The sequence below is a fragment of the Citrobacter sp. Awk 2 genome (assembly GCF_028069815.1).
In the GTDB taxonomy this organism is placed as follows: domain Bacteria; phylum Pseudomonadota; class Gammaproteobacteria; order Enterobacterales; family Enterobacteriaceae; genus Citrobacter.
Genome location: NZ_JANEWL010000144.1, coordinates 1 through 7,617 on the forward strand (window position 1 = coordinate 1; position 7,617 = coordinate 7,617).

The 7,617-nt window shown below is 50.7% G+C and carries 7 protein-coding genes; 1 reads left to right on the forward strand and 6 read right to left on the reverse strand.

Features of this window, described 5'->3' with window-relative positions:
- Positions 1-113 precede the first annotated feature (113 nt).
- On the forward strand, positions 114-542 hold the full coding sequence (gene uspC, locus NNO02_RS21885) for a universal stress protein UspC (protein ID WP_271455731.1): 429 nt from the start codon (positions 114-116) through the stop codon (positions 540-542).
- On the opposite strand, the gene otsA is transcribed toward uspC, so the two are convergent.
- The 6 genes from otsA to NNO02_RS21915 form a co-directional block, all read right to left on the reverse strand.
- Positions 543-1,964, reverse strand: a complete 1,422-nt coding sequence (gene otsA, locus NNO02_RS21890; protein ID WP_271455732.1) for an alpha,alpha-trehalose-phosphate synthase — start codon at positions 1,962-1,964, stop codon at positions 543-545. It lies immediately after the preceding gene.
- A complete protein-coding gene (gene otsB, locus NNO02_RS21895) occupies positions 1,939-2,742 on the reverse strand; it encodes a trehalose-phosphatase (RefSeq protein WP_271455733.1) in 804 nt (267 codons plus the stop codon). The genes otsA and otsB overlap by 26 nt, the downstream gene beginning before the upstream one ends.
- 175 nt (positions 2,743-2,917) lie before the next feature.
- Positions 2,918-3,904 carry an arabinose ABC transporter permease AraH gene (araH, locus tag NNO02_RS21900; RefSeq protein ID WP_271455734.1) on the reverse strand — a complete coding sequence of 329 codons (987 nt, stop codon included), beginning with the start codon at positions 3,902-3,904 and terminating at the stop codon, positions 2,918-2,920.
- 14 nt (positions 3,905-3,918) lie between these two features.
- Positions 3,919-5,433 (reverse strand): L-arabinose ABC transporter ATP-binding protein AraG, encoded by a 1,515-nt coding sequence (gene araG, locus NNO02_RS21905; protein ID WP_271442709.1) that lies wholly within the window; start codon positions 5,431-5,433, stop codon positions 3,919-3,921.
- A 104-nt stretch (positions 5,434-5,537) separates the two neighbouring features.
- A complete protein-coding gene (locus NNO02_RS21910) occupies positions 5,538-6,527 on the reverse strand; it encodes an arabinose ABC transporter substrate-binding protein (protein WP_005127705.1) in 990 nt (329 codons plus the stop codon).
- Between the two features lie 318 nt (positions 6,528-6,845).
- The gene (locus tag NNO02_RS21915; RefSeq protein ID WP_271442708.1) at positions 6,846-7,403 is read right to left on the reverse strand and encodes a DJ-1/PfpI family protein; all 558 of its coding nucleotides are present in this window, start codon (positions 7,401-7,403) and stop codon (positions 6,846-6,848) included.
- Positions 7,404-7,617: the final 214 nt, after the last annotated feature.

Sequence of the window (7,617 nt, forward strand, 5' to 3'; positions counted from 1 at the left end):
AATGAATAATCATGATGACATTCACACAATTACCATACGAAACGTAGCACTATGGGGGTATACGATTAAAACTGAAGAGTTCTCTCATAATTCATGAACAAAAGGAGCGAGTTATGAGCTATGCGCACATTCTTGTCGCTGTTGCCGCTACCCCCGAAAGCCACCAGCTGTTAGCAAAGGCGGTTTCAATCGCTCGCCCTGTCAACGCCCGCATTAGTCTGATAACCCTGGTCTCAGATCCCGAACTGTATAACCAGTTTGCCGCCCCAATGCTGGAAGATCTGCGTGAAGTGATGCAAGAAGAAACCCAGAATTTTATCGATCAGTTAAGCAAAGAAGCGCAGTACCCTATTGAGCACACGTTTATTACCTATGGCGCATTGAACGAACACATTCTGGATGTATGCCGCAAGCACGCGGTTGATCTGGTGATTTATGGCAACCATAACCACAGTTTCTTTTCGCGAGCGTCCTGCTCAGCGAAAAGCGTTGTCAGCGCAAGCCAGGTTGATGTGTTGCTGGTGCCGCTTGCGGGCGATTAATCACGCCAGTTTGCTGCAGGCTGTCTGCGGGTCAGGCGACAGGTTTTCCGTATGACGCGATGCGACGTTCTTCAGATCGCAAATGAATCTCGCCTGCCAGTTATTGATATCATTTTTAACGATAGTCTGCAGCATTGCGGCATGACGTGAAATACGTTCGGCAAGTGGCATCGTCAGAGCCTGGTTTAATGCGCCCGCGACATCATCCCGATCATAAGGGTTTACAATGAGTGCAGAAGTCAGCTCATTCGCTGCTCCGGCAAACTGCGACAGCACCAGGACACCAGGATTGGCAGGGTCTTGTGCGGCGATATACTCCTTTGCCACCAGATTCATGCCATCGCGCAGTGGCGTCACCAGTCCGACATCAGAGTAGCGAAAGACCTTCATCAGTAATTTACGGTCAAAATACTGATTCAGGTAGTACAGCGGTGTCCAGCCCAGTTGCCCGTATTTACCATTGATCCGCCCGGCCTCGGTCTCTAACTGGTGACGAATATCCTGATAAGCCTGAACTTCCTCACGCGAGGTCGGTGCTATCTGCGTATAACGAATCTTCCCGTGATGCTGTGGAAACTGTTCCAACAGCGCCTCATAGGCCTGAAAACGCTCCGGCAGGCCTTTGGAGTAATCCAGTCGCTCAACAGAAAAGATATTTTTCACATTTTTAAGTTCTGCTTTTAACTGTGCCAGTTTCGGCGGTAGCGGTCCTGATGCTTGCCGTGCTATCTCCTCAGGTGCAATACCAATAGGATAAACTTCCGTGCGGAACGCTTTTCCCCAGGCCAGATGCTGTTTCTCACTGGGCGTAGTTACCTGAGTTTGCGCCGCCAGACAGTCAAGAAAGGCCTGGCGGTCGTTGTCGGTTTGAAAGCCCAATAAATCAAAGTCGCACAGTTGCTCAAGTAGCGCCTGATGTGGCGGCAACGCATTGAAAATTTCGGGTGTTGGAAAAGGAATATGCAGAAAAAAACCGATGCGATTATTCACACCACGTTTTCGTAGCTCACAGGCAAAAGGTAACAAGTGATAATCGTGAACCCAGATAATATCGTCATCACTAAGCAGTGGCAGCAGCTTATCAACCAGTAAGGCATTAACCCGCTGGTAGCCTTCCCAGGCACTACGCTGAAACTGTACCAGGTCCAGTCGATAATGGAACGCAGGCCACAACACGGCATTCGAAAACTGGCAGTAATACTCTTCGTAATCCTGTTCGCTCAGATTAAACGATGCCCAGGTGATGTTGCCACGGGTAACTTTTTTTAATGGCTGCTCCCCATTGCCTGTATCACCGCTCCAGCCGAACCACAGGCCGCCAGCAGCCTTCAGTGCGCCCAGCACACCTACAGCAAGACCGCCAGCGCTGCCTTTGTCATCCGGTGAGGCAATGCGGTTAGATACTACGACTAAACGACTCATAGCCACCTCTCCTGTCATTCGTTGCTTCTTGTTCCTGCTGCGGACAGTTGATGTGTTCCAGCCAATGCCAGACGTCTCTGACGGCAGCCAGACGCCATGTAGCCTGAGTCTCCCCGCTTCCCACTTTTACCGAGATACCTCCGGCGCGATTGACCACAGCAAAACCTGTTTCATCGGTCAGATCATCACCCACAAAAACAGGTGTCCGTCCGACAAACGGTGCTTCCTGCAGAAATGCCGCAATTGCGTCTCCTTTATTGGTGTCCTGAGATTTGATTTCCACAACACACTTTCCGGGCTGTAATGCCAGTTGTGGCCAGATATGGGTAATACGTTCAGCCAACGCCAGCAGAGCGGCCTCATGTTCAGGCGCCTGCCGGTAGTGCAGAGCAAAAGCCATGCCTTTTGTTTCAAGCGTTGTCCCCGGTAATGTCGCCAGCGCCGCATGCAATAACGCCCCCGCTTCGCGCTCAACCGCCGCAGGCAAATGCACAATATGGGTTTGACCATTGATGTCACGGCGTTCTGCCCCATGCACCCCGGCGAGCGGGAAACGATATGGGGTGGTGAGTGCGTCAAGCTCTGCCATTGAGCGCCCTGAAATCAATGCCAGAGCACCCGCATTTTGCGTGGCCAGGCGATGTAATAACTGCAGAATTGTCTGTGGAACTACAACCTGATCAGGATGCGGTTTGATTTCAGCCAGTGTTCCGTCGAGATCGAAAAAATAAGCACAGTTTGTGGGATGCTCAGGGGGTAAGGTTAGCGATGCTGTCACCCGATTCTCCTCCTCGTCATGGTCTGTACGCCGCGCGGATCGCGCCGTATATAGGATGTATGACGGGTATAAGTATAGACAGTGTGACCGTGCTCGCCATTTAGAAAAACAATCGCCAGCCGGGTAGCGGCTGGCGATATGCAGAAGCTAGACTAAAAAGTTGGGATTTGAATCATCAAACAGTACGCTTAGCTTTTTGTTTGTAGCGGTCGAAGATCACTGCCGCCAGCAGGATCAAACCTCGCACCACATACTGTGCGAATGGCGAGATATTCAGCAGGTTCATCGCATTCTCGACCGTCCCCAAAATTAACACCCCTGCGACGACATATGAGATTTTTCCGATGCCGCCTTTGAGCGAAACGCCGCCTAACACACAGGCAGAAATCACGATCAGCTCATAACCAATAGAGGTCATCGGTTGGCCGCTGGTCATACGTGATGCCAGGATAATCCCCGCAACGGCGGATACCAGACCGGAAAGAATGAAGATAATAATCTTCGTGCGAACGACCGGCACCCCAGCCAAACGTGCAGCTTCCTCATTGCCCCCAATCGCCAACGTATTGCGACCAAACGTGGTTTTATTCAACAGCAGGCCAAAAATAATAAAGCAGCCCACGGTTAACCAGATCGGTGCAGGCAGCCCTAACCAGTTGGCATAGCCAAGCGTAAAGAAGCGTTCGTCTTCGATACCCACTGCTTTACCGTCAGAGATAATGTAGGCCAGACCGCGAACAATTTGCATGGTAGCGAGCGTCGTGATCAGCGCGTTAATTTTTAAACGCGCAATCACGAAACCATTCACCAGACCGCACAGAACACCGAGCAACAACCCAGCCGCCACGCCAATCCACAGGCTTTCGGTCATATTAATGACCACTGCAGTCGTCACCCCTGCGCAAGCAATAACGGACGCTACCGAGAGATCAAAATCGCCGGATGCCAGGCAAAATAACATCCCGCACGCCACCATACCCGACATAGATACCGCCAGACCCAGCCCCTTCATATTGATGAAAGTCGCAAAGTTCGGCACAAAAATAGCGCAAACCAGGAACAACACGGCAAATACCACCAGCATCCCGTATTGATCCCAAATTCGGCCAAAATTTAACGCCGACTTCGCAGCGCCTGAACCCGATGTAGAAACGGAAGACATCATATTCTCCTTATTCAGGCGACTGCCTGGCTGACTTTAGGCATAGCAAGGCTCAGCGCCTGGCGTTCATCCGCCTGTTCATGAAGTAATTCACCTGCGATCTCACCTTCTCTCATCACCACAATGCGGTCGGCGACGCCAAGAACTTCCGGCAGGTCACTGGAGGCAAACAGCACGGCAACACCGCGCGCAGCCAGGGCATAAATCACGTTATAAATTTCATGTTTCGCGCCAACATCAATGCCGCGGGTAGGCTCGTCCAACAAAATTACTTTCATCTCTTCCGATAACCAGCGCCCCAGTATGGCCTTTTGCTGATTACCGCCAGAGAGGTTCATGATCAGTTGCTCTGCACCCGGCGTTTTGATGTTGAGTGAGCGGATATGATGGTCAGCATTGGTCTCTTCCCAGCCGTTGTTGATCAGACATCCCCCCGTGACATGTTTACGGCGCGCACTAATATTGATGTTGTTGCGTACCGAATGGACCGGGATAATCCCTTCGGCCTTGCGATCCTCCGGACACAGCATCATGCCTGCTTCAATGGCGTGACTGGGTTTGCGGATTTCTATCGCTTGTTCGTCAATAAACACCTGACCTTGTGTGATGCGCGTGCCGCCGAACAGACCTTTCATTAATTCGCTACGTCCGGCACCCACCAGGCCGAACAGTCCGACGATTTCGCCGCTACGTACCGATAAGCTGATCGGGGTGCGCACGCCTGGGGCTTTTACCTCATGCAAACGCAGACGCTCCGCACCGTAAGGTCTGGCCTTCCAGCCGTAGATGTCCCCAAGATCACGCCCCACCATCGCCTGGACCAGTGCGTCGTGATCAACCTGCTGCATGTCCGTAAACGTTTTGACGTACTGGCCATCCTTAAACACGGTTATGGCATCGCTCAGCGCGAAAATCTCCTCCATACGGTGCGAAACGTACAGAATGATGCGGCCCTCGTTGCGTAGCTCACGAATCACGCGAAACAGATTTTCAATCTCCCTGGCGGAAAGAGAGCTGGTGGGTTCATCAAAAGCGATAATTTTGGCGTTACGCGCCAGCGCCTTAGCAATCTCCACCATTTGCCACTGACCGATGGAGAGATATTTCAATGGAGTATCAGGATCGATATCCATCCCCAGATGTTTTAACTGCAGGCCCGCTTCGTAGTTCAACAGCGAGCGGTTCACAATCCCACCCTTATGCGGAAGCTGCCCTAAGTAAATGTTCTCGGCGACGGTCATTTCCGGCACCAGATGCAGTTCCTGGTAAATAATGGCGACACCGGCGTTCAGCGCAGTGGTTGTGTCCGCAAACGAAACCTCCTGTCCGTGGATCGCTATAGATCCCGTGGTTGGCGCGTAGTTTCCGCTGAGAATTTTTAATAATGTTGATTTCCCGGCGCCATTTTCACCCATCAGTGCATGCACCTGCCCGGCATAACAGTCGAAACTGATATCCGTTAGCGCTTTTACGCCAGGGAAGGTTTTGCCAATGCCGCGAAATGAGAGATACGGGGTAGACTGTTGCATAACGTCTCCGTGGATCTAAACGGTTGCCGGATGGCGGCGTAGCCTTATCCAGCCTACAAAGGGCGTTTTTGTAGGCCGGATAAGATCGTTTTACGGCAGTTGCGTTATTTGCCGCCTAAGCCTTTTTTCGCCAGTTCTTCTTTGAAGTTGTCGCGAGTAATCAGCACCACATCGGTAACTTCAGTAAACACCGGCGGTTCTGCGCCTTTGGTGACCCAGTTGTAGAGCATTTCGCTGGATTTATAACCGTGAACGTCCGGGCTAGGCAGCAGTGAACCGTAGAATCCGGTGGCTTCCGCTTTGGAGAGTTCGCTAATGGCATCAACACCGTTAATACCGATACCAATAACGTTTGCTGCTTTAAACCCCTGCCCTTCGGTAGCACGCACGCCACCCAGCACAGTGTTGTCGTTCATCCCGACAATCAGCCAGTGTTTAACTTCAGGATGTTGAACCAGCATGGAGTTTGCGGCGTCGAATGCGCCAGGGATATCATTTGATTTGGTTGGGACCTGGTAGATCTGTTTTTCCGGGAAGCCTGCAGCTTTAAGCGCTTCCATCGAACCCGATGTACGACGGCGCGCGGTATCCAGTTCGTTGGCGGTAATCGCCATTACAGCGGAAGATTTCACATCCCAGCCACGTTTCTGCATCTCTTTGTACAGTTCCTGGCCCTGGCGTTCACCAATTTTGGTTGCTGCCATCATCACCAATGGCACGGTATCCATAGGCTTACCTTTCGCATTGGCGAACTGATCGTCAACCGCGATGACTTTCATGTCATAGCCACGCGCTTTTGCCATAATAGCAGGCCCGAGTTTCGGGTCCGGCGTACAAATTACAAATCCTTTTGCACCACTTGCCGCCAGGCTGTCGATAGCATTCAGGGTTTTCTCTCCGTCTGGAACGGCGATTTTAATAACTTCAAACCCAAGGTCTTTACCGGCTTTATCTGCAAACTTCCACTCCGTCTGGAACCAGGGTTCTTCCGGTTGTTTGACCAGAAAACCGAGCTTCATGGATTCAGCGATAGCGGATTGTGACATAATGGCGGCCAGACCGATGGCCGCCAGCGCTTTAGTGAATTTGTGCATGGTTAACTCCAGCTTTAACGTTCTTTTATGTAGGGTAAAATCAAACGATTTTTTGTAATCCGGACGTAAAACAAAGCATTACCTTTTACTGATAAGATCAATGCCAGTGCTGAGAGTAGTTTTAGCGGGAAATTGATTCTCCATAAGAGAGCGGCATCACACCCTAGAATTACAGTAGTTGCGTACATAAATTCAGCGGGAAATGACATAAAAAAACACAATTTTCAGAATAGGAAAAATAAGAAATAGCAGATTAATCCATAACCTCAGCCAGTGAATCCTTGTTCCCGAATATCGAAACATCCGGGAGTCCAATGATTACCAAGGGTAATAAATATGGTCAGCGTGATCGCGAACAGGAATATCGTCTTCTAACAGACGTGCAGAAAGCGTAAACGCAAAATCAAAAATATGGCCCAGTCCTTTGCCACTGATAAGATTTCCATCTTCAACAACAGGCGCGTCGACATACTCGCCGTCGGTGATGGTTTGCCACAGCTCACCTGAACACACGTAGCGCCGGCCTTTCAGTAACCCATTACCCGCCAGCACCCGCGCGGCTGCCGAACAAACCGGGCAAATCAGTTTTCCTGCATCGTCATGGCGAGAGATAAACTGGACAACTGCAGCACTGGCGGCAAGATTTACGCTACCCTGTGGTCCCCCTGGCAACACGATCGCATCGTAGAAAGCATCCCGACGGGCCTCCAGCGTACTGTCGGTCACCATTGGCACGTCATGATAGCTCACCACCGCACGGGACTCTGCGCAGGCCAGCGTCTCAACCTCAATTTGCAGGCGACGTAGAATATCAATAGTCACAATGGCTTCAGCCTCTTCAAAACCGGGTGCCAGCAACACCGCCACTTTTTTCATATACAACTCCTCGATTAATCCACCGATATCCAACAACAAATGCCGAATAATTCATTCCGTTAAATTTATTAAAACTGATCTGGCGCAAGAAATTAGGTTGAAGATAATTTTCAGGCACATCACTTCACCGGATAATTCCCATCAAAACCAACAGTGATAATCACCAGACGTCATAGAATACCGTGGCATGAAATTTAATTTTGAGACTTGAAAC

Excerpts from the sequence above, each read along its gene's own strand:
- araG (WP_271442709.1), bottom strand. The coding sequence starts at position 5,433 with ATGCAACAGTCTACCCCGTATCTCTCATTTCGCGGCATTGGCAAAACC.
- NNO02_RS21910 (WP_005127705.1), bottom strand. The coding sequence starts at position 6,527 with ATGCACAAATTCACTAAAGCGCTGGCGGCCATCGGTCTGGCCGCCATT.
- otsA (WP_271455732.1), bottom strand. The coding sequence starts at position 1,964 with ATGAGTCGTTTAGTCGTAGTATCTAACCGCATTGCCTCACCGGATGAC.
- NNO02_RS21915 (WP_271442708.1), bottom strand. The coding sequence starts at position 7,403 with ATGAAAAAAGTGGCGGTGTTGCTGGCACCCGGTTTTGAAGAGGCTGAA.
- araH (WP_271455734.1), bottom strand. The coding sequence starts at position 3,904 with ATGTCTTCCGTTTCTACATCGGGTTCAGGCGCTGCGAAGTCGGCGTTA.
- uspC (WP_271455731.1), top strand. The coding sequence starts at position 114 with ATGAGCTATGCGCACATTCTTGTCGCTGTTGCCGCTACCCCCGAAAGC.